The organism is Mesorhizobium sp. M2A.F.Ca.ET.043.05.1.1, from assembly GCF_003952445.1.
Taxonomy (GTDB): domain Bacteria; phylum Pseudomonadota; class Alphaproteobacteria; order Rhizobiales; family Rhizobiaceae; genus Mesorhizobium.
The window spans coordinates 2,847,928-2,866,281 of the sequence record NZ_CP034446.1 but is presented as its reverse complement, the minus strand read 5'-3'; the positions used below and the strand labels follow the sequence as shown (position 1 = coordinate 2,866,281).

Sequence of the window (18,354 nt, the reverse complement as noted above, 5' to 3'; positions counted from 1 at the left end):
TGGCCCCGAGAATCACCGCATTTTCGAGGGTTCACGCTCCAAATCAAGACCAAGCATCATCGGCGCGCGGCTCACAGGGTCACGCGCCGGCCTTCGTTTACTGGATGGTATCGATCGCGCTCGTCGACGAGCCGAAATCGCCCAGCGTGCGGAACGACAGGTTGAAGCCGATATTCTGCGACACTTCCTTGGTTACGGTATCGCGTGTCTGCGAATAGGTCATGATGTAGGTGAAGCAGGAATCGTTGTAGGCGAACCCGACCCCGTCCTTGACCAGCACGTTGCTCTGGAGGTCGTAGGTGCCGGTGCCGAACAGCCGCCAGTTCTGCGCCAGATGCGTCGAGGCGCCGAGCGTGACTTCATGGCGGTCGGTGGTGAAGCCATAGAGCGGCTGCGCCTCGATGAAGGCATATTTGGCGCTGAGCGATATCGGCAGGCTGGAATAGGCGGCCTTCACTTCGGCGCGCCTGACCTCGAATGTCTGCTCGTCGAAACGCCCGCTCACCGAGCCGGAAAAACCGCTCGGGCTGTTGAAGCCGACGAGGCCGACATAGTCCGAGGTCCGTTTGTCCAGGCCGGACTCGGCTCCGGCATTGACCAGATCGGGCGCGGAGAAGGAGTTCTCGCCAGCGAGCTGGTAGGACTGGCCGAAGATGGCATTCGTGGCCCAGCCATTGTCATAGGCGCCAGAATAGCGGAAGCCGACATTCGCGCGTGTGCCGCCTTCGATCCGGTCATAGCCGGAGAATTTATCGCGCTCGAACAGCGTCGTGGCGTCGAAGACGAAGCTCTGCGCGTCTTCGTTCGGAACGGCCAGTCCGCCGACATACTGCTCGTTCGGACGCACAAAGACCTGCGCGGTCGGCTCCAGGACATGGCTGGAGCTGGGCATCGAGAACAGCAGCGGCCACCGCGCCTCGAGGCCGAGGGTCGCCATGTAGCGGGCAAGCGATGAGCGCATGTCGACGTCTTGGCCGAGATTCGTGCCCATCTGGTTGACGGCATCGAGCGAAGCCTGATTGGCGTTGACATAGCCGGCGTCGCCGCGGAAGGCGAGCAGCGGAGTCAACTGCAGACCGCCATCAGTGGTGAAGGTGCGCTTCCATTCGGCCTCGGCGCTCAGCCGGCTGGATTCGCCTTCGATACCGCGCACGTTGTTGATCGAAGCCGGGTCGCTGGCATCAGCCAGCACGGCGTCCAGCCGGTTGCGGCTGATCACGCGCGTGTTCACGTTGAACGACAGCTGGCCGCCGGCCACCGACGTGTCGGGGATGTAGGCATAGTCGAGCGACGGCAGCACCCAGGGCTGCTTGGCGGAGCGTGACGTGGGATCGCTGGAGAGCGTGTCTTCCTGCACCTCGAAGCGCATGGCGCGGACGTCGAAGTAGTTGCGGTCGCTCAAGCCCGTCAGATAGATCGACGACTGATGGACGAGGTCGCTGAAGCCGTCGATATTGTAGGTGCGCGAGAAATTCTTGTCGGTCTGCAGCAGCACATCCCAGCCGAAGTCCCAACGCTCGTTGATCGCGAACTGGCCCGTGGTGCCCATCATGCCGCGGAACTTGTTCGGATCGCCGGGCTCGCCTGAATCGACGGTGGGCGATTGCCGGTGCCGATAAAGGCGTCGGGATCCTGCTGGTTGATGCCGGCGATCTTCAGCGTGTACTGGCCGTTGTTGAAGCGCTGGCGCCACTCGGCCTCGCCGAGGAAGCCCTGCTTGGTATAGCCGCTGCCGGTGACGGTCAGGTCATAGGTCGGGGACAGCGCGAAATAATAGGGGACTTTGACGCCGACGCCGAGATTGTTGTTGTAGACGATGCCGGGGATCAGGAAGCCGCTCTTGCGCTTCACGGTAGGGTCGGCGATCTCGAAGGCCGGCAGATAGGCAAGCGGGAAGCCGAAGAATTCGAAATTCGAATTTTCGAAGCGGACCGTCTTCTTCTCGCCGTTCCAGATGATCTTGCGCGCCTTGACGCGCCAGGTCGGCGCTTTGTCCGGCTTGTCCTCGCAAGGCTCGCAGGCGGTGTAGACGCCATTGTGGAAGGTGGTCAGCACGCCGCCCATGCGCTCGCCGCTCTCGGCGGCGAAATAGGCCTTGTCGATCGTCTCGACGCGCAACGCGTTGGTGAACCCGTCGGCGAAGTCGTCGGTAATGTCGATATGGTCGGAATTGATCTTGGTGCCGTCGCTGTTGATGAGCTCGACGGCGCCGCTCGCGACGAGGCGCTTGGTGTCGCGGTTGTACACCACGCGCTGGGCGACCAGCTTGTTGCCGCCATAGTCGATCTGCACGCCGCCGACGGCCGTCACCGTATGCTGGTCGTTGTCATAGACAAGCGTATCGGCGGCCAGCAGCATCTGCGTGCCGGACGGGACGGGCTTGGCAGCGATGGTCTGCGCCTGCGCGGGTGCCATCGGCACCGCACAAGCGAACAGACATGCCAAGGCGGTCGCCCCATAAAGGCGTGCCAAACCGGCCTGCCTATGGCTGCGCAAAACCGCCTCCCTCACTAGCCGTCTTCCTTGTATAGCAGAAACGTCACCCCAAAGAACATAGCCACGACGACCGGAACCCATGCAGCCACCACCGTAGGAACGAATCCGGCCACACCGAATGCCTTGACCAGTACCGAAACGACATAAAGCAGAAAGCCGGCCACGACGCCACCCAGAATCATCGTTGCCGACTGCCCCATTCGCGCAAATCGCATTGAAACCGTTGCAGCAATCAGCGTCATGGCGACGAGAAGGAACGGCAACGCCACCAGCGAATCAAACTGCATGGCGAAGGCATTTGCCTTGAGCCCGAAGGAACGGGCAACCTCGATCTTGCGCGGCAGCTCGTAGAAAGGGATGGTTTCCGGGCGCGCCAGGCGCTCCTGAACGAATTCCGGCTTGAGGTTGGTCGGCACCTTGTCGGTTGCCAGCGCCCGGATGTTGCCCGCCTTGAAGACCTTGACGTCCTGCAATTCCCAGTAACCGTCGCGCAGGAAGGCCTTGGCTGCGTCCTTTCGCTCGGCGATGTTGCCCTGCGGGTCGAGGATGAAGAACACCGCGTCCGCCATCTCGAGCCCCTGATTGAGGATGGCGCGGGCGCCGATGATGGTGTCGCCTGATTCGGTCTTCTGCCTGAGCCAAGGCGTGACATTGGTGGTGACGGCATTCGATTTGCCGGCCCGCAGATCGTTCTCCATCTGCTCGGACCAGGAAAAGCCATGCGCGGCGATGGGGTTCATCACGGCCACCGACAGCACGCCGAACATCAGCGCGCCGACGCAGCAGGGAAACAGGAACTGCCAGGCCGAAACGCCGGCCGAGCGCGCGATCACCAGCTCGTAGCGGCGGTTGAGCGACACAAGCGTCGCCATTGCCGAGAACAGTCCGACGAACGGCACCGTCTGCAGCATGATCATCGGCATCCTGAGCGCCGAAATGGCGAAGGCCGTGCCATAAGTGAACCCCGGCAGCCCGGTCGTGCGGCCGGAGAGCTCGGTGAAATCTATCAGGAACACCAGCGCCAGCAGGCCCAGGAAGAACCAGAAGGTGATCGAGACGTAGCGGAAGAAGAAATAGCGGCCCAGCGTCCAGCCCATGGTCAGGCTCCCTGGCCGGAAGTGCGCCGCGCAAGCCACAGCTTGAATGCCGTCCAGTTGTCGCTGGCGCGCTTGGCGAGGTTGGTCAGCCAGTCCGCCCAACTGACCGGCAATTCCATTGTGCGGGACGAGACAATGAACCAGATCGAAACCGCGGACGCAATCAGCGGTATGCCGTAGAGCAGGTAGATGTAGTACGAGACCCTGTCGGCCTTGCCGGCGGCGAAGAAGCCCAGCCATCGCACGAAAAGCGCTATCGCGATCGCCGTGATCAACGGGTTGATGCGTGCTTCGCGATGCGAGCGCGCATCGCCCGCGACGGCCAGCGCGATCAGCGCGAACACCAGCGAATAGGACCACTCGGCGAAGCGCTGGTTGAGCTCTGCGCGGTAGCTGCCCGGTTCGCGCTGGAACATCTTGTCGTTGGGATCGGGGTTGAGCAGATACGCCGTCGTGCGGTCCTTGGGCAAAAGCGTGATGTCGTTCGTTGCCGACAGGAAGGCGGACATGTCGAAGGCGTAAGAGGTGAAGCGGATGACCGAGAGGTCGCCAGTGACCGATTTGCGGTTGATGACGCCGTCATTCATCATCAGTACCTTCTCGTCGCCTTTTTCGACGATGCTGCCGGTCTTGGCATAATAGGTGAGGCTGGCGCCTTCCTCGCGTGAATCGGCGACGAAGATGCCGCCCAGCCGGTTGCCGGGAAGCCGCTCGCCGACCTGCAGGTAAAGGCCCTCGTCGATCTTGCGGAACGTGCCTTCCTGGATGATCAGCGACACGAGGTCGGCGCGCGAAGCCGCCACCAGCTGGCGGTTCTTCTGCCTGGCATAGGGGTCGATGGCGTTGTCGACTATGAAGGAAAAGGCGCAAGCCGCGATTGTGAGCAGCAGGATCGGCCGCGCGATGGTCCAGCGCGAGGCGCCCGCGGCGCTGAGCACGGCGAGCTCCGAATCGGTGTTCATGGCGCTCAGCGTCTGCGCCACCGCCACCACCAGGGCGAACGGCACCACGATCGGGATGATCGAGGGAATGATCAGTGCAGCGACCTCGAAAAAGGTCAGCGCCGACTGGCCGTTGTCGGTGACCAGGTCGATCTTGGCCAGCACCTGCGTCGTCCACACGATCGCCAGCGTCCAGACCAGCGCGGCGAGGAACATCGTCAGCGCGCGGCGCATGATGTAGCGTTCAACGACCTTCATGAAGGCTTTTCTCGATTTTGCCGAACGGCATCATGCCCGCCGACAAGGTAGTGATCCGGCGTCGCCCGCACAACTGCGTCATAGGCGGCTCGCTCCGGTTTGTCGCCCCACGCCACATGCCCCGGCGCGGCGGAGTCTCCGCGCCAATGGATAAGAAATGCAAAACATCGATGGTTAACAGTATGTTGCGGCAGCAAGCTAAGGTCGTGCCGAGGCGAATCCCTTGTCCATGGTGGCGATGATATAGGCAGCGATTTCGGCCAAAGTCTTGCCAAATGGCTGAAAACGACCAAATGTCGCGCACGCCAGCCAAACCCCTTGCTGGCCAAGATTTACCTTTGCCGGCACCTTACGGCCACCCCCGAAAGCAGGACCTGATGACGTTGAGACCATCCATTTCTTTCGCCAAATTCGCCGTGCCGAAAAAGGGCAGCGTCTTCGTGTTCGCTGCCGACGGCGGCGGGCTCGGCGAGGCGGCGAAGGCCTGCGATCCTGCCGGTGCGCTGGCTCGCGCGTTTCCGGTCGCCGATTTCTCCGGCAAGTTCGCAGGCTCCGCCGAGGTGCTGGCGCCGGAAGGAACGTCCGTCGACCGGCTGGTGGCGATCGGCGCCGGCAAGGTGTCGGCTCTCGACGACAATGCCTGGCTGAAGCTCGGCGGCGCTGTCGCCGCTTCGCTGCGCAAGGCGACTGAGGTGGCTGTCATTCTCGATCTGCCGGAACTGCAGGCCGATGGCCGCCAGGCGGCGAGCCTCGCCGCCGGCATTCTGCTGCGCAGCTACGCCTTCGACAAGTACAAGACCAGGAAAGACAAGGACGACGGCCAATCCGACGCGAAGGCGGCGAAGCCCGCCAAGGTCACGATCCACTGCGCCGATCCGACTGCCGCGAAGAAGGCCTTTGCCGGCGAGGAAGCGGTGGTCGACGGCGTGCTGCTGGCGCGCGACCTCGTCAACGAGCCGGCCAATGCGCTGGGGCCTGTCGACTTCGCCGAGCGCGTCAAGGCGCTGGAGGCGCTCGGCGTCGAGGTCGAGATCCTCGCCGAAAAGGAGATGAAGAAGCTCGGCATGGGCTCGCTGCTCGGCGTGGCGCAAGGCTCGCCGCGCGGCGCCCGCCTGGTGGTGATGCGCTGGAGCGGCGGCAGGGCCAAGGACGCGCCGCTAGCATTCATCGGCAAGGGCGTCACCTTCGACACCGGCGGCAATTCGATGAAGCCGGCCTCCGGCATGGAGGACATGAAGGGCGACATGGGCGGTGCGGCCGCCGTCACCGGGCTGGTCCATGCGCTCGCCGCGCGCAAGGCCAAGGCCAATGTGGTCGGCGTCATCGGCCTTGTCGAGAACGCCGTCGACGGCCATGCCCAGCGCCCGGGCGACATCGTCACCTCGATGTCGGGCCAGACAATCGAGGTGCTCAACACCGACGCCGAAGGCCGCCTCGTGCTGGCCGACGCGCTCTGGTACACCAACGACCGCTTCAAGCCGAAATTCATGATCAACCTGGCGACGCTGACCGGCGCCATCATGGTGGCGCTTGGGCAGCATTATGCCGGCCTGTTCTCCAACAACGACGAGCTTGCCGGCAGGCTTTTCAGCGCCGGCCAGTCGTCCCAGGAGCGGCTGTGGCGCATGCCGCTCGGCCCCGAATACGACAAGCTGATCGATTCCAAGAACGCCGACATGAAGAACATCGGCGGCCGCTACGGCGGCGCCATCATCGCGGCGCAATTCCTGCAGCGCTTTGTCAAGGACACGCCCTGGGCGCATCTCGACATCGCCGGCACCGCGATGGGCGCGCCGTCGAGCGAGATCAACCAGTCCTGGGGCTCGGGCTTCGGCGTCAGGCTGCTCGATAGGCTGGTGCGCGATCACTACGAAGGGTAGGGGATGGCCGACATCCTGTTCTACCATTTGACCGAATCGACGCTCGAGGAGGCGCTGCCCGGCCTGCTCGAGCGCAGCGTCGAGCGCGGCTGGCGCGCGGTGGTGCAGACCGGCACGGAAGAGCGGCGCGACGCGCTCGACCAGCATCTGTGGACTTTTCGCGACGATTCCTTCCTGGCGCATGCCACCGACCGCGAGGCCTATCCGGCCGAGCAGCCGGTCCTGCTCACCACGGGCGAGGGAAACCAGAACGCCGCGCAGATCCGCTTCCTGGTCGACGGCGCGACGCCGCCGGAGCTTTCCGGCTACGAACGCGCCGTCTTCCTCTTCGATGGCCATGACGCGGCACAGCTCGAAGCCGCACGCGGCCATTGGAAGACGATGAAGGAAGCCGGCCACGCCGTAACCTACTGGCAGCAGACGCCGGATCGGCGTTGGGAGCGGAAGGCTTAGCCCGAAAGCTTGGGACTGTCCTCAAGGTGTCGCCACAGCGCCTCGGCCACGGGCCCATGCGGCTTGTCGCGTCGCCGAACCGCGGCCACGGTCTCGGTGCGGCCGGGGATATGCTTGCCGGCGATTGAGATCAGCCGACCGTCCCGCAGCTCATTCTCGATCAGCCACTCCGGCAAATGACCCCAGGCGAGCCCGTGCAGGATCAGCTCCTTCTTCATCATATGGTCGGGCACCGAACATGAATGCGCGCCGTCGATGACGAAGAAGTTTTCAGATGAGGGTCGCCGCGCCGTGTCGCGGATCACGCATTGGGTGAAGGGCCGCATCGCTTCGGGCGTGACGTCAGCCCCGGTCTCGAAAGGGAGGAAGCCCGGCGCCACCACCGGCACGAAAGGGACTTCGCGCAGATCGATCCGTTCGAGATGCGGGTCGGATGGGTTGGCCCGATGGAAAACGAGATCGGCCTCGCCATCCATCAGCCGCTCCACCGGCCCGCTGATCGCTTCATAGTCGAGATGCAGGCGGGTGCGCGGCTGTTCGGCGAAGAACCGACCGAGCATGCTGAGTATTCCGGGTCTCGGGCAGACGTCGCCCAAGACGACGCGCAGCACGGTTTCCTCGCCGCTCGCGAGCTGATCGGCATAGGTCCGGAGATGCTCCAACTCGCGGATCGCCAGCTGCGCTCGCGCATGGAGCAGGCGGCCCTCGTCGGTCAAGCTCACCCGGTAACCGCTGCGGTCGAGCAGCTTCAGGCCGAGTTGCTCTTCAAGCCGGGCGATGGCGGCGAACACGGAGGGATGAGTCCGGTGCAAAGCCTTGGCTGCGGCTTGAAAGCTGCCTTGAGCGGCGACCGCGTCGAAACATCTGAGATCGTGAAGCTTTAGGCCATCCATAGTCGGAAAGTCCTACAGGGGTTGTTCAATCATAGTAATTTTCTTCGATAGTTGCCACGCTTAGCTTTGTCCCATCCGAGATCGCGCGAACGCGCCCAATGGATGAGGCCCAAAATGACCGAGACCCTTCATTTCACCGCGGGCGATGGGACCCGCATTGCCTACAGGCTGGACGGTCCGGAAGGCCGGCCGGAGCTGGTGCTTTCCAATTCGATCGCCACGACGTTCCATATGTGGGATGGCCAGGTTCCCGAGCTCGCCAAATCTTTCCGCCTGCTGCGCTATGATTTTCGCGGCCATGGCGGCTCCGACGCACCGGCCGACGCCTATTCGCTCGACCGTCTCGGCCGCGACGTGCTGGAACTGCTCGATTTCCTCGGACTTGCGCGCGTCCATTTCCTCGGCCTGTCGCTCGGCGGTTTCGTCGGCCAGTGGCTGGGCATCCATGCACCGGAGCGCATCGAGCGCCTGATCCTCTCCAACACCTCGCCGCATCTCGGGCCAGCGTCCTATTTCGACGAGCAGATACACAACGTGCTTTCAGTCGACGATCTGTCGGCCACGGCCGACATGTTCATGCGCAACTGGTTCCCGGCCTCGATGCTTGCCGGCTGGGACGAGACGGTCGCGCCCTTCCACGCCGCGATTCTCGCCATGTCGCCGCAAGGCCTCGCCGGATGCTTCGCCGCGGTCCGCGACGCCGACCTGCGCCGCCCGATTTCGCTGATCACCGCGCCGACGTTGGTCATCGGCGGCGAGGACGACAAGGTGACGCTGGCAAGCCACAGCGAGGCCATCGCGGCCGCGATTCCCGGCGCCGAGCTTCTTCTGCTCCCCGGTGTCCATCTGCTCAATGTCGAGCAGCCGATGGAGTTCATGGAAGCGGTGCTGGGCTTCCTGGGCGCAGTTCCCAATAGCGAGGCAGCTGTGTCCAATCACTTACCGGCGCCCTGCTAGCGATCGGCTAATGCCATACGCGCCTTCGTGCCGGGACCATAGGTGACGATTAGCGATCGCCGATCGTCACTTTGTTGATCTTCGTACCGTGCGGGAGGTCTTTTACTTGCCGGTGAATTTGGCCGGCCATGTGCACTTTGACCACGAAGAGAGTCTTTTCGATTTGCTTAGCGGACATTTCGCCACCGAGTACGGGTGGCGTTTCGAAGTCGTAACATTCGCCGTCCGCCAGGACCAATGCCTTCTTTCGTGCCGCCGCCGCTAAGCCAGCCAGCAACAGTTCGTCGCGACGACCAGGATCGGCGAGCTGGGCTATAAGCGCCGGCCACGTTTTCGACACGTGGGTCAATCGGCCCCCGATCATGTCCAGCAATTTGACGGAACCATCGGGAGCCCGGAAGAAAATGTCGCCGAATACAGAGACTGCGGTGGGCTCCAGGCCATCAAGCCCAATCCACTTCCAGCCGTCCAGCGCTTCCCAGACATCCTTCTTGGATGGCTCGATAAATAGATACTGGAGACCGTCCGGCCATGGGCTTCCGGCAGCTTGTGCATTCGGCTTCGAAACAGAATTCCCGAAGACAGAAGAAATAAAGCGAGAAAAAGAATTAGCCATACCCCACCCCCTGCAACATCACACACTTATCGCAGAATGATCGGCGATCAAACGTCGTCACCGACTCGCCGGTGATGGCCGTCGCCCCACGCCAGTTTTTGCGCTAGATAGAGCCAAGCTCATGCGACGAGGGGTGAATGCGGATAAAGGTCGTCGGAACCGGAAGGACGGTACCGGCTGAGCGGGTGACGACGCGCGCGCTGGAGGAGCGGCTCGGCCTTGGCCAGGGCACGCTGGAAACCGTCACCGGCGTCATCGAGCGCTATGTCTGCCAGGCCGAATCACAGATCGATCTCGCTTGCGCCGCGGCATCGCTCGCGCTTGAGGATGCCGGCCTAGAGCCCGGTGCCCTGGATCTGATCATCGGCGGCTGCGGCGTGCCTTACCAGCCGCTGCCGGCGACCGCGCCTTTGGTCATGCAGCGCCTCGGGCTGGCGGACGGCTCGGCCGCCGCCTTCGACGTCAACAGCACCTGCCTCGGCTTCCTCACCGCCTTTGAGACTGCCGGCCGCATGATCGAAGCGGGGCAATGCGAGACGGCCCTGGTCTTCTCGTCCGAAGTCGCTTCGCGCGCGCTGCCGTGGCAGGACGCGCCGGAGATCGCAGCACTTTTCGGCGACGGCGCTGCGGCGGCCGTGCTGCGCAAGGCCAGGCCGGGCGAGGGCAAGGTCGCGGCGAGCCTGATGCGCACTTATCCATCGGGCTGGGAAGCTTGCGGCATCGGTTCGGGCGGCACGCGCTTCGATTTCCGCAAGGAGCAGGAAGCGTTCGCCGCGCACAGCCTGTTCCACATGGATGGCAAGGAGCTGTTCCGGCTGACCTCGCGGCACTTCAACAGCTTCGTCGACATCCTGCTCGAGCGGGCGGGCTGGCAGCGGGAGGACGTCGATCTCGTCGTGCCGCATCAGGCGAGCCCCTTCGCGCTTGCGCATATGGCGCGCCAGACCGGCTTTGCGCCGCAAAAGCTGGTCGACATCTCCGCCCGCTTCGGCAACCAGATCGCCGCCTCCATGCCCTTCGCGCTCGACGTCGCGCGCCGTGAGGGGCGGGTGGCGGCGGGCATGAAGCTGCTCTTCCTCGGTACTTCCGCCGGCGTCTCCCTCGGCGGCATGGCGCTGGAGGTCTGAGCGATGGCCGTCCTCGTCACCGGCGCCAGCGGGTTCCTGGGCTCCCATGTGCTCGAGCGGCTGGCCGCTTCCGGCACGCTGGCGCTCGGGCTCGGCCGCGATGAAACGCGCTGCGCCGCTCTCGAAGCGGCCGGCCATCGCATCATCCGTCACGATCTCGCGCAGCCGTTCGATGCCACCCTCGACCCCAGGCTGGGCAGGGTCGAACGGATCATCCACTGCGCGGCGCTTTCGTCGCCCTTCGGACGCCTCGCGGACTTCGAGGCGGCCAATGTCACGGCAACACGGAACCTTGTCAATTTCGCCAGGCGGCAAGGCGTCAGCCGTTTCGTCCACATCTCCAGCCCGTCCGTCTGCTTCGCCTTCCGAGACCAGCTTGGCCTTGCCGAGGACGCGGCCTTGCCGGAGCCGGTCAATCACTATGCCCGCACCAAGCGCGAGGCCGAAAAGATCGTGCTCGGCCAGCCCGATGTTCATCCTATGGTGCTGCGGCCGCGCGGCATCTACGGCAAGGGCGATCGGGCGCTGCTGCCGCGCCTGATCAAGGCGGCGAAAAGCCGGCCGCTGCCGCTGTTTCGCGACGGCCGGGCGGCCATCGACCTCACTTATGTCGACGATGTCGTCGATGCGGTGATGGCGGCGCTCGCCGCACCTGGCGAAGCCGAGGGTCGGATCTTCAACATCTCCGGCGGCGAGATGCTGCCGGTCCGCCGCATCGCCGACGCGGCCTGCATCCGCGCCGGCTTGCACGCGCGCTGGCGGCCGATGCCGCTCGCGCCGGCGATGCTGGCGGCGGGCTTGATGGAAGCGGTGGCGCTGCGGTTGCCCGGCTGGCCCGAGCCGCCGGTCACCCGCTACGGGCTTGGTCTCTTCGCCTACGCGCAAAGCCTCGATCTTTCCAAGGCGAAACGCGTTCTCGGCTGGGCGCCGAAAATCTCGTTCGAACAAGGGCTCGACCGCACCTTTGCCGGCGGGGCCAGGCCATGAAGCTCGTCTTCGCCAACAGCGCCTGGGTCAACGCCGCCGAGCGGCTGATCCTGCGCGGCGGCACCTGGCAAAGCGTCAGGCTGCGTGTCCGCTACGGGCTGTTCTTTCACCCCGCCGCCGGACCGGTGCTGGTCGACACCGGCTACACGCCGGACGCGCTGAGCGGCGAGCGGCGCGGCCGGATGCTTCGGCTCTACGGCGCGCTGCTGAAACCTCAGCTCAATGCCGACGAGCAGGTTCTGTCGGTGCTGCGCCGTTTCGGCCTGTCGCCTGACGATATCCGCACAGTCATCGTCACCCATTTCCATGCCGACCACATTTCCGGCCTGTCGCTGTTCCGCAACGCGCGTTTCATCGCCAGCGACACCGCCTGGGCGCGGGTCAAGGCGCGCACGCCGCGCCAGAATTTGCGCCATGGCGTCTTCATCGAATTGTTTCCCGCCGACTTCGAGTCGCGGCTCGACGGACTATCCGGCAAGCTGCGCATCGAGCCTCGCGGCGACATGCCGGGCGGCACGGATCTCTTCGGCGACGGCAGCGTGATCGCTGTCGATCTTCCAGGCCACGCCGATGGCCAGTTCGGCCTGTTGTTCAATCGCCTCGAGCGACCGCTGCTCTACGCCGTCGACGTGCAATGGCTGCTCGCCGCTTTGATCGAGAGCCGCACGCCGGGTTTCCCGGCCACCCTGATCGCCGAGGATGCGGCGGCCATCGAGCCGACCAGCGCCATGCTGCGCCGCTTCCTCAGCACGGGCGGCGAGGTGATGCTCTGCCATGATCCCGCGCCGACGCCTTATGACCTCGCGCCGGAGATTGCATGAGCCGGCTGGCCGAAGCGGTAGGATCTTTCGCTCTGACGCGCTGGGTGGCGCGCAAGAGCCGCGCGGATTTCGAGCGCTGGCAGGCAGGCGCCTTGCGCCGCTTCCTCGACCGCGACCTGCCGCGCGCTCCCTTTTATGGCAAGGCGCCGGCCTGCCTCACCGACCTGCCGGTGACCGACAAGGCGCTGCTGATGGCGCGCTTCGACGAGTTCAACATCCACGGCCTCACCGCCGCGCCAGCCTGGGCGGCCCTGGCGCGCGACGGACGCGCAGGCGCGCTGACGGTCGGCGCCAGCACCGGCACCTCCGGCAATCGCGGCCTGTTCGTGATTTCGGAAGCGGAGAAATACCGCTGGCTGGGAACGATCCTCGCCAAGGCGGCGCCCGATCTTGTCTGGCGCGGCATGCGCGTCGCCGTCATCCTGCCGCAGAACACCGGGCTTTACGACAGCGCCCGCAAATCGCGCCTGATCAAGCTTGCATTCTTCGATCTGACCTTGGGGCCGGAAAGCTGGCGCGCCGCGCTCGAAGCCTTCGACCCAACAGTCATCATCGCGCCGCCAAAGATCCTGCGGCATTTTGCGTCCGAGAACTTCCAGCTCCGGCCCAAGCGCGTTTTTTCCGCCGCCGAGACGCTCGATCCGGTCGACCGTCCGGTTATCGAGAATTTCTTCCGGCTGCCGCTCGATCAGATCTATATGGCGACGGAAGGCCTGTTCGCGGTGACCTGCAGACAGCGCGGCCTGCATCTTGCCGAAGACTCCGTCTTCTTCGAATTCGAGCCGGCGGGCGAGGGGCTGGTGACGCCGCTGGTGACAGCATTTCGCCGTCAAACCCAGATCATGGCGCGCTACAGGATGAACGACCTGTTGCGCTTGTCCAAAGAACCTTGTCGGTGTGGTTCGCCGTTGCGCTGCGTCGACGAAATCGTCGGCCGGATGGACGATGTTTTCCGATTCACGTCGCCGGACGGCCCGATCCTGGTCACGCCCGATGTGCTGCGCAACGCGGTGCTGAAAGCCGACCGCCGCATCGACGATTTCCGCCTTGTCCAGACCGGGCCGGAGAGCATCGAGCTCAGGCTTCCGCCGACGCTCCCGGACGATGCGGCGGTGGCCGCGCATCAGGCGGTTCGCGCGCTCCTGGAAATGCGAAAGGCCGCCGCCACCGTGACGCTCGTCCGCGCGCCGCTGCCGTTGGAAACAGGCCGCAAGCTGCGCCGCGTCGAATGCCGCCTGGAGCCGGCGCGATGAGCGGCGCGGCGACGATGGAAAGGCCCGTGCAGCAGGCCGACCGCGTCGAGAACAAGCCGGCGAAGGTCGCGGCTTTCGTAAGCCTCTTCAGCGAAGTGCCGGTGCGCGATCTCATCGCCAACCTCAAGACGAAGGTGGAGACCTTCGAAATTGCCGGCCGCGTTTTTCCGCTGACGCTGAACGACGCCGATGATGCGCCCAACTGCTATATCTGCTGCCCGGCCAGCGCCTATATCGACTACGCTATCGACGAGACGCGCAACTTCGCCGCCCACCCGCTGTTGCGGCGCGCGCTCAACGCGTTGATCAGGGCCTGCGCGCCCCTGGTCAGGGCAAGCGGCCTCGACCATCAGGCGCAGGTCAACAACTGGCTCTATTCGACCAATCCGGTGCCGCTGCTCGACCGGCCGACAGTCGCGTCGCTGCGCTCGGCCTTGACCGCGCGTTTCCCCGATCGCGCCATCGTCATCCGTTCGTTGAACGATATCGCCGATCCGGCGACGATTGCCGCCTTGAAGGCCGAGGGGTTCCGCGTGCTGGCGGCGCGCCAGATCTACGTCTTCGCCGACCGCAGCGCCGCGCCCGCCATGACGCGCGACATGAAGCGCGATCGCGCCCGCCTGTGCGCGACACCGTTCGAGCGGGTCGGAAACGGCGATTTCAGCGAGGCTGACTATGCCCGCGCCGAGCAGCTCTACGATATGCTCTATCTCGACAAATACACGCCGCTCAATCCGCACTACACCGCCCGCTACATCGCCGAGATGCACCGGCGCGGCATCATCAGCCTGGCGGGATTGCGCCGGCCCGGCGGCGAGCTGGTCGCCGTCACCGGCCTGTTCGAAAACGGCCGCACGTTGACCCAGCCGATCGTCGGCTACGACACCAGTCTGCCGGTGGCCGACGGGCTCTACCGCATGATGATGGCGGTGGCGCAGGACCACGCCACGTCGCGCGGCCTGTTCTTCAACATGAGCGCGGGCGCCGTAGGTTTCAAACGCCGGCGCGGCGCGGTCGCGGCGATCGAATACAACGCCGTCTATGCCGGGCATCTCCCGCTTCGCCGGCGCGTGGTGATCCGTCTCATGGAGACGGTGCTGGCGCTGATCGGCATTCCCCTGCTCAGGAGGTTCGAACTGTGAGTGAGGGCCGGCGGGAAGCCTATTGGCAGGCGGTGGCGCTGTCCGCCGATATCGGCAAGCGGCCGAAGCGTATCCTTTTCGACGGCGAGCCCCTGGTGCTGTTCCGCTCGACGCAAGGTGTCGCCGCGTTGTTCGACCGCTGCCCGCACCGGCTGGTCGAGCTGTCGACCGGCAAGGTGGTCGGCGGCGAGATCGAATGTCCCTATCACGGCTGGCGTTATGACGGCGAGGGACGCTGCACGGCGATTCCCGGCCATGTCGGCGCCTTGCCGCATTACCGGGTCCGCCGCTTCGCCGCGATCGAGCGCGACGGGGTGGTCTTCATCTCGTCCGGCACGCCCAAGGACGAGCCTTACCTGCATTGCATGCAAGGCAAGGATATCATCCTGCGGCGGGTGCGCTCGTCGACGCAGTCGACGGTCGTCGATGCGGCGGAAAACATCCTCGATGCCACCCACACCCACTTCACCCATAAGGGCCTGCTGCGCGGCCTCACCTCGAAACGCCATCTGGTGCGGGTCGAGGTGACGGGCGGCGAGGGCTGGGTCGAGGCTAGCTACACCGGCGAGGACCGCCAGCAGGGCCTGATCAGCCGGCTGCTGGAAGGCGAGCGCGCCAAGACCATCGGCCGCTTCCGCCATCCCGGCATCGCCGAGCTCGAATATTGGGGCAAGGACGGGCTGGTTCTGGCCACCACATTCCACCTCCGCCAGGCCGATGAGCGCATCGTCGAAGGCGTCGGCTGGCTGATCGGCCGGCGCCAGGGCTTGCTCGGCGAGCTGAAAGCGCTGGCCTTCAAGCCGCTCTTCACCGTCGCGCTGCACCAGGACCGCCGGGTGTTGAAATCGGCAAGCGACAATGCCCGTTTCGCGCCACTGGCTCTGCCGGTCATCGGCCCGCTCGATTTCCTGCGCCGCGACATAGCGGCGATCATGGAAGGCAGGATGCCGGGAGCAGCGAGCGAGGCCAGGGTGCACGAGATCGAGCTGTGAACTGAAGTTCACGCATCTTGATCTGAGCGTCTGTGTGAATTATAGTTCACAGATGATCGAGGTCCGGCAGACAGCCGATTTCGCCAACTGGCTGGACGGACTTCGCGATGCTGCGGCTCGCCTGCGCATCGCTGCCCGCATTCGTCGGGTCGAAATCGGCAACATTGGTGATGTCAAATATTTCGATGGCATCGGCGAACTTCGGATCGACCATGGCCCAGGCTACCGGCTCTACTTTGTGAAGATCGGAAACGCCGTGATCATCCTGCTCTGTGGCGGCGACAAGTCCAGCCAAAGGCGCGACATCGCCAAGGCGAAACAAATGGCAAAGGAGATATGACGATGCCTCTCGAAACCACCCGCTTCGACATTCTCGATTACCTGAAAACCCCGGAGGATCGCTTGGCCTACATCGAGGCCGCTTTCGAGGATGGTGATCCTGCGCTCATAACGCATGCGTTGGGCGACGTAGCGCGCTCCATAGGCATGACGGCCGTGGCTAAGAACGCCGGTGTCACGCGGGAGGCGCTCTACAAGGCATTGAGCGAGAAGGGTGATCCGCGCCTCAGCACACTGCTGGGTGTCACCAAGGCACTTGGTCTGCAACTTGACGTGAAACCTATCGGCCCTGGCTCGCTCGGGGCATGAGCATATCAAACTGGCCCGTTCCACTCGATATCCCGCGTCGACGCCGCCTGCAGGCTGATCCGCTCACGCCACGCGATCCCGGCGATCTCCGCCAGCGCCGGCCATTGCGCCCTGACCGGGGCTGAATCGCCCGGCCAATCGAGCAGTTCCTGGCCCTCGCGCATCGCCTTGCGGAAACGGGCGAGCCCGCCTGAACGAAGCGCCACCGGCAATCCATAGATCCACATCGCGAGGCGCACCGTTTGCGGCACTGTGGCGTCCGGCCTGACTTCCGGACCGTCGCCGAGCACAGCAGCGGCAAACCGCGCCGGATCGCGGAAGAAATGCAGGCCGCTGACCGCCCGCGGATTGCATTCGAGCGGCAGCACGCGGCCGTCCGGCTCGCGCATCAGGTCGAAGGAAATCTGCCCGGTCCAGGTCGTGCCCGCGACGATGCGCTGGACCAGATCGCATGCAGCCTCGTCCTCGACCCGCTCGAAGAAGATGCCGGCGCCCTTGCCGGCGCGATAGGGAGAACGGTAGAGCGCCAGCGCCTTGAGCCGTCCCTTGCGCGCCACCGCATAGGCGCTGATCTCTTCGCCCTCGACGAAACGCTGCGCCACCCAGGGCATGGCGGGCGAGGGCGCGATCGCATCGAGGAAATCCGGTGTCGGCCGCAGCAGGACATGGCTGGCGAAGCGCGACCAGACCGGCTTGAACACCAGGTCGCGCGAGTGGCCGCGCACCGACTCCAGATCGTCGCGGGAATTGAGAAGCGTCGTCTGCGGCACCGCCAGGCCGAGCTGTTCGGCAAGCCGGATGAAGCTGTGCTTGTTATGGACCTGCGCCAGCAACCCGATGTCGTGGGCGAACAATTTTCCCGGCATGGTCCTGCCGCGCCAGGCCAGCGCAAGGTGAAAGATCTCCTCGCAGGTCGGGATGACCAGTTCGACGCCTTCAGCCCTTATCAGCGCTTCCACCGCATTCGCATAGGCTTGCGGTTCGAAGCGCGGTGGCGGCAGGCGGTGATAGCGCGCGCAGGCCTTGCTCGCCGCCGCGATCGGCCGCGCCGGCGTGTCGGCCAGGATCACCCTGCGCCCCGCGCCGTGGACAAGGCGCGCCAGATGCAGCGCCGCCGGCGCGCGCGCGCCGGTTATCAGGATGGTTCCGTCAGCCCCCGGCATCGGTCACGCGGTCGTTTCAGCCGCGACGACCGTTGCGCGAAATCGCCGTGCTTGGCAATCGCGCTACTTCACGTCGAGCTGCGTCCGCGACTACAGCTTCGCCTTGAAGCGTTTCACCTTCTTGCTGGCATAGTCGCCATTGCGCAGGTCCGATTTGCCGCGGCGGTCCCTGAACTCGTACCAGTCTCCGCTTGGAGATTTGCGCTGGTAGATCACCTTGCCGGCCTGGCGATGCTCGAAGCAGCTCAAGGAGGTCTTGGCGCCCCATGAACCGCGCCAGGTAGCCCGGAAACACAGTTTGCCGCCGCCGGGCATGAACCAGATACCCTCGCCGTAGCTCGGCTTGTCCTCAGTGGACCAGGCCGTAAACTGCCGCTTGCCAACCGCAAAAAAAGCGGCACCATGGTTGCCCCAACGCCAGGTACGGTTTTTGTAGAGCTGATAGATGCCTTCGTCGGAGACGGCGGTGGCCTTCGCCGCCTTGTCGCCGATCCTGTTCGCGGCCTTGGCGATTGCGGTGTCCTGCAGGCCGATAACAAAAACGGAGCAGGCGAGCGCCGCTCCGACAAACTTCCCCACTGCGCTTTTCACGATTTTACTCCGCCCACTGATTTACGCATACGCTTCACC

General features: G+C 64.6%; 17 protein-coding genes and 1 pseudogene. 11 read left to right on the top strand and 7 right to left on the bottom strand.

All coding sequences use genetic code 11. The features are described 5' to 3' along the window. Window positions 1-97 precede the first annotated feature (97 nt). The 3 genes and pseudogenes from EJ069_RS14280 to lptF all read right to left on the bottom strand — a co-directional run bounded on the left by EJ069_RS14280 (window position 98) and on the right by lptF (window position 4,792). Window positions 98-2,511, bottom strand: a pseudogene (locus EJ069_RS14280) (LPS-assembly protein LptD). Continuing rightward, window positions 2,511-3,593 carry an LPS export ABC transporter permease LptG gene (gene lptG / locus EJ069_RS14275; RefSeq protein ID WP_126061834.1) on the bottom strand — a complete coding sequence of 361 codons (1,083 nt, stop codon included), beginning with the start codon at window positions 3,591-3,593 and terminating at the stop codon, window positions 2,511-2,513. The pseudogene EJ069_RS14280 and the gene lptG overlap by 1 nt, the downstream one beginning before the upstream one ends. A 2-nt stretch (window positions 3,594-3,595) precedes the next feature. Continuing rightward, on the bottom strand, window positions 3,596-4,792 hold the full coding sequence (lptF, locus tag EJ069_RS14270) for an LPS export ABC transporter permease LptF (protein WP_126061833.1): 1,197 nt from the start codon (window positions 4,790-4,792) through the stop codon (window positions 3,596-3,598). A 377-nt stretch (window positions 4,793-5,169) separates the two neighbouring features. Here lptF and EJ069_RS14265 point away from each other — a divergent pair, with 377 nt between their 5' ends. Together EJ069_RS14265 and EJ069_RS14260 are read left to right on the top strand one after the other, a co-directional pair. Further along, window positions 5,170-6,672: a leucyl aminopeptidase gene (locus EJ069_RS14265; RefSeq protein WP_126061832.1), complete on the top strand. Its 1,503-nt coding sequence runs from the start codon at window positions 5,170-5,172 to the stop codon at window positions 6,670-6,672. A gap of 3 nt (window positions 6,673-6,675) precedes the next feature. Continuing rightward, window positions 6,676-7,125 (top strand): DNA polymerase III subunit chi, encoded by a 450-nt coding sequence (locus EJ069_RS14260; protein WP_126061831.1) that lies wholly within the window; start codon window positions 6,676-6,678, stop codon window positions 7,123-7,125. On the opposite strand, the gene EJ069_RS14255 is transcribed toward EJ069_RS14260, so the two are convergent. After that, a complete protein-coding gene (locus tag EJ069_RS14255; RefSeq protein WP_126061830.1) occupies window positions 7,122-8,018 on the bottom strand; it encodes a LysR family transcriptional regulator in 897 nt (298 codons plus the stop codon). The two genes, EJ069_RS14260 and EJ069_RS14255, sit on opposite strands and share 4 nt — an antisense overlap. Before the next feature lie 114 nt (window positions 8,019-8,132). Here EJ069_RS14255 and EJ069_RS14250 point away from each other — a divergent pair, with 114 nt between their 5' ends. Then, window positions 8,133-8,975: an alpha/beta fold hydrolase gene (locus tag EJ069_RS14250; RefSeq protein ID WP_126061829.1), complete on the top strand. Its 843-nt coding sequence runs from the start codon at window positions 8,133-8,135 to the stop codon at window positions 8,973-8,975. 49 nt (window positions 8,976-9,024) lie between these two features. Here EJ069_RS14250 and EJ069_RS14245 read toward each other — a convergent pair whose 3' ends face one another. Then, a complete protein-coding gene (locus tag EJ069_RS14245) occupies window positions 9,025-9,591 on the bottom strand; it encodes a T6SS immunity protein Tdi1 domain-containing protein (RefSeq protein WP_126061828.1) in 567 nt (188 codons plus the stop codon). Window positions 9,592-9,728: 137 nt separating this feature from the next. Here EJ069_RS14245 and EJ069_RS14240 point away from each other — a divergent pair, with 137 nt between their 5' ends. From EJ069_RS14240 to EJ069_RS14205, 8 genes are read left to right on the top strand one after another with little or no spacing between them, the layout of a single operon-like run. Continuing rightward, on the top strand, window positions 9,729-10,718 hold the full coding sequence (locus EJ069_RS14240; RefSeq protein WP_126061827.1) for a 3-oxoacyl-[acyl-carrier-protein] synthase III C-terminal domain-containing protein: 990 nt from the start codon (window positions 9,729-9,731) through the stop codon (window positions 10,716-10,718). A gap of 3 nt (window positions 10,719-10,721) precedes the next feature. Then, window positions 10,722-11,705, top strand: a complete 984-nt coding sequence (locus EJ069_RS14235; protein ID WP_126061826.1) for an NAD(P)-dependent oxidoreductase — start codon at window positions 10,722-10,724, stop codon at window positions 11,703-11,705. Continuing rightward, a complete protein-coding gene (locus tag EJ069_RS14230) occupies window positions 11,702-12,526 on the top strand; it encodes an MBL fold metallo-hydrolase (RefSeq protein WP_126061825.1) in 825 nt (274 codons plus the stop codon). Before EJ069_RS14235 ends, EJ069_RS14230 begins: the two co-directional genes overlap by 4 nt. Continuing rightward, the gene (locus tag EJ069_RS14225) at window positions 12,523-13,779 is read left to right on the top strand and encodes a F390 synthetase-related protein (protein ID WP_126061824.1); all 1,257 of its coding nucleotides are present in this window, start codon (window positions 12,523-12,525) and stop codon (window positions 13,777-13,779) included. Before EJ069_RS14230 ends, EJ069_RS14225 begins: the two co-directional genes overlap by 4 nt. Continuing rightward, on the top strand, window positions 13,776-14,921 hold the full coding sequence (locus tag EJ069_RS14220) for a GNAT family N-acetyltransferase (protein WP_126061823.1): 1,146 nt from the start codon (window positions 13,776-13,778) through the stop codon (window positions 14,919-14,921). Before EJ069_RS14225 ends, EJ069_RS14220 begins: the two co-directional genes overlap by 4 nt. After that, window positions 14,918-15,913 carry a Rieske 2Fe-2S domain-containing protein gene (locus EJ069_RS14215; protein ID WP_126061822.1) on the top strand — a complete coding sequence of 332 codons (996 nt, stop codon included), beginning with the start codon at window positions 14,918-14,920 and terminating at the stop codon, window positions 15,911-15,913. Before EJ069_RS14220 ends, EJ069_RS14215 begins: the two co-directional genes overlap by 4 nt. 52 nt (window positions 15,914-15,965) lie before the next feature. Continuing rightward, the gene (locus tag EJ069_RS14210; protein ID WP_042637956.1) at window positions 15,966-16,253 is read left to right on the top strand and encodes a type II toxin-antitoxin system RelE/ParE family toxin; all 288 of its coding nucleotides are present in this window, start codon (window positions 15,966-15,968) and stop codon (window positions 16,251-16,253) included. Between the two features lie 2 nt (window positions 16,254-16,255). Next, on the top strand, window positions 16,256-16,561 hold the full coding sequence (locus EJ069_RS14205; protein ID WP_126061821.1) for an addiction module antidote protein: 306 nt from the start codon (window positions 16,256-16,258) through the stop codon (window positions 16,559-16,561). Between the two features lie 5 nt (window positions 16,562-16,566). Here EJ069_RS14205 and EJ069_RS14200 read toward each other — a convergent pair whose 3' ends face one another. Further along, window positions 16,567-17,724 (bottom strand): hypothetical protein, encoded by a 1,158-nt coding sequence (locus EJ069_RS14200; RefSeq protein ID WP_126061820.1) that lies wholly within the window; start codon window positions 17,722-17,724, stop codon window positions 16,567-16,569. A gap of 90 nt (window positions 17,725-17,814) precedes the next feature. After that, the gene (locus EJ069_RS14195) at window positions 17,815-18,315 is read right to left on the bottom strand and encodes a DUF995 domain-containing protein (protein WP_126061819.1); all 501 of its coding nucleotides are present in this window, start codon (window positions 18,313-18,315) and stop codon (window positions 17,815-17,817) included. Window positions 18,316-18,354: the final 39 nt, after the last annotated feature.

What these genes read in the sequence shown, in the direction of transcription:
- lptG (WP_126061834.1), bottom strand. Translation starts at nt 3,593, where the DNA reads ATGGGCTGGACGCTGGGCCGCTATTTCTTCTTCCGCTACGTCTCGATC.
- lptF (WP_126061833.1), bottom strand. Translation starts at nt 4,792, where the DNA reads ATGAAGGTCGTTGAACGCTACATCATGCGCCGCGCGCTGACGATGTTC.
- EJ069_RS14265 (WP_126061832.1), top strand. Translation starts at nt 5,170, where the DNA reads ATGACGTTGAGACCATCCATTTCTTTCGCCAAATTCGCCGTGCCGAAA.
- EJ069_RS14260 (WP_126061831.1), top strand. Translation starts at nt 6,676, where the DNA reads ATGGCCGACATCCTGTTCTACCATTTGACCGAATCGACGCTCGAGGAG.
- EJ069_RS14255 (WP_126061830.1), bottom strand. Translation starts at nt 8,018, where the DNA reads ATGGATGGCCTAAAGCTTCACGATCTCAGATGTTTCGACGCGGTCGCC.
- EJ069_RS14250 (WP_126061829.1), top strand. Translation starts at nt 8,133, where the DNA reads ATGACCGAGACCCTTCATTTCACCGCGGGCGATGGGACCCGCATTGCC.
- EJ069_RS14245 (WP_126061828.1), bottom strand. Translation starts at nt 9,591, where the DNA reads ATGGCTAATTCTTTTTCTCGCTTTATTTCTTCTGTCTTCGGGAATTCT.
- EJ069_RS14240 (WP_126061827.1), top strand. Translation starts at nt 9,729, where the DNA reads ATGCGGATAAAGGTCGTCGGAACCGGAAGGACGGTACCGGCTGAGCGG.
- EJ069_RS14235 (WP_126061826.1), top strand. Translation starts at nt 10,722, where the DNA reads ATGGCCGTCCTCGTCACCGGCGCCAGCGGGTTCCTGGGCTCCCATGTG.
- EJ069_RS14230 (WP_126061825.1), top strand. Translation starts at nt 11,702, where the DNA reads ATGAAGCTCGTCTTCGCCAACAGCGCCTGGGTCAACGCCGCCGAGCGG.
- EJ069_RS14225 (WP_126061824.1), top strand. Translation starts at nt 12,523, where the DNA reads ATGAGCCGGCTGGCCGAAGCGGTAGGATCTTTCGCTCTGACGCGCTGG.
- EJ069_RS14220 (WP_126061823.1), top strand. Translation starts at nt 13,776, where the DNA reads ATGAGCGGCGCGGCGACGATGGAAAGGCCCGTGCAGCAGGCCGACCGC.
- EJ069_RS14210 (WP_042637956.1), top strand. Translation starts at nt 15,966, where the DNA reads ATGATCGAGGTCCGGCAGACAGCCGATTTCGCCAACTGGCTGGACGGA.
- EJ069_RS14205 (WP_126061821.1), top strand. Translation starts at nt 16,256, where the DNA reads ATGCCTCTCGAAACCACCCGCTTCGACATTCTCGATTACCTGAAAACC.
- EJ069_RS14200 (WP_126061820.1), bottom strand. Translation starts at nt 17,724, where the DNA reads ATGCCGGGGGCTGACGGAACCATCCTGATAACCGGCGCGCGCGCGCCG.